This window comes from Cellulomonas septica, assembly GCF_012396155.1.
GTDB lineage: Bacteria > Actinomycetota > Actinomycetes > Actinomycetales > Cellulomonadaceae > Cellulomonas > Cellulomonas septica.
The window spans coordinates 1-1,583 of sequence record NZ_JAAXOY010000748.1 but is presented as its reverse complement, the minus strand read 5'-3'; the positions used below and the strand labels follow the sequence as shown (position 1 = coordinate 1,583).

2 protein-coding genes are annotated in these 1,583 nt (G+C 74.1%); both read right to left on the bottom strand.

What is annotated here, in order from left to right:
- On the bottom strand, positions 1-592 hold a 592-nt coding region (locus tag HGA02_RS18800), incomplete at its 3' end, for a thiamine pyrophosphate-binding protein (protein WP_210728804.1).
- Positions 589-1,533, bottom strand: a complete 945-nt coding sequence (locus HGA02_RS18795; RefSeq protein WP_168680853.1) for an isocitrate lyase/phosphoenolpyruvate mutase family protein — start codon at positions 1,531-1,533, stop codon at positions 589-591. The genes HGA02_RS18800 and HGA02_RS18795, both read right to left, overlap by 4 nt.
- Positions 1,534-1,583: the final 50 nt, after the last annotated feature.

The following is a 1,583-nucleotide window of genomic DNA, read 5'->3' as shown; positions in this document are numbered from 1 at the left end:
CCTCGGCGCGCAGCGGCGGACGGCCCGCGCCGCCGTCGTCGTCCGCGGGCGGTCGCGGCACGGCCTTCTCGAACGTGCCTTTGCGCACGACGAACGCGAACGGCCGGCCCGTCGCGTCGAGGTGACGCAGCGCCTCGTCGACGCGCTCCCCGAGCAGCACCCGGTCGGACGGGAGGATCTCGTGCCGCACGCCCATCGCGTCGAGCAGGTCGGGCGTGATCTCCCCCATGAGCCGGTGCTGCGGCTCGTCGGGGAAGCCGGGCTCGCCGCGCCACGTCACGAGCAGCAGCACGGGCACCTCGAGCGTGCTCGCGAGCGACGTCAGCGGGTTGACGGCGTTGCCGAGCCCGGAGTTCTGCATGACGACGACGGGCCGCCGCCCGCCCAGCCGCGCGCCGACGGCGATCGCGACCGCCTCGCCCTCGTTCGCCGCGGCCAGGTACTCGACGTCCGCGCCGTCCTCCATCCGCCGGATCGCGGGTGCGAGGAACGAGCACGGCACCCCCACGACCGGCCCGAGCCCGCGCGCCGCGAGGACGTCGAGGAACGCGTCGGCCTCGAGCACCGCGGGCGCGTCGACGAGCGTCGTCACGAGCGGTTCGCCAGCGGCGCGGCGGCGAGCGCGTGCTCGACGCCCGCGGCGTCGTGCCGGCGCTCCTCGTCGAGCATGTCCCGCAGGCCCTGGAGCTCGAAGACGTCCTCGACCGTCGCGATGTCGTCCTCGAACCGCGACGTGCGGCCGTCGCGCAGGATCGACGAGAAGGTCTGCGACACCGCCGTGATGAGCGCGCGCAGCCCGTGGTTCGCGTACACGACCATCTTCGCGCCGGCGTCCTCGAGCTCCGCCGCGGTGACCGTGTGGTACGTCGTCGGCACGACGACGACGGGCAGCGGCGACGACCAGCGCTCGAGGAACTCGAGCACGACGTCGGGCGAGCGGTCCTTGGCGTGGATGAGGACCGCGTCCGCACCCGCCGCCTCGTACGCGTGCGCCCGGGACAGCGCCTCGTCCAGGTCGTGCCCCGCGATGAGCGCCTCGATGCGCGCGATCACGAGCAGGTCGCCCGTCCGCGCCGCGGCGGCCGCGGAGATCTTGCCGCAGAACGCCTCGACCGGGAGCAGGCTCTGGTTGCTCGCGACGAAGCTGTTCATCTTCGGGAAGAGCTTGTCCTCGATCGTCACCGCCGAGATCCCGGCGGCCTCGTACCGGCGCACCATGTGCATGACCTGCGGGACGTTGCCGTAGCCGGCGTCGCAGTCGGAGACGACGGGGATGCGCACCGCCGACGCCATCGACGCGGACACGCTCAGCAGGTCGCTCATCGTGAGGATGTCGGCGTCCGGCACCCCCTGCGACGCCGACACCTCCAGGCCGCTCGCCCACACGCCGTCGAAGCCCGCGCGTTCCGCGAGCCGGGCGCCGAGCGGGTTGTGCGCGCCGACGATCCGCACCAGGCCGGGCGCGTCGAACAGCTCGCGCAGCGTGGTCCGGCGGGCGGGGACGGGGACGGCGGCGTGGTCGGTGCGGGTCATGGCTGACGAACCTCCTGAGGAGTGGCGTGCTCGGACGGCGGCAGGGCGCG

Coding starts and splice junctions, on each gene's coding strand:
- HGA02_RS18795 (WP_168680853.1), bottom strand. CDS start 1,533: ATGACCCGCACCGACCACGCCGCCGTCCCCGTCCCCGCCCGCCGGACC.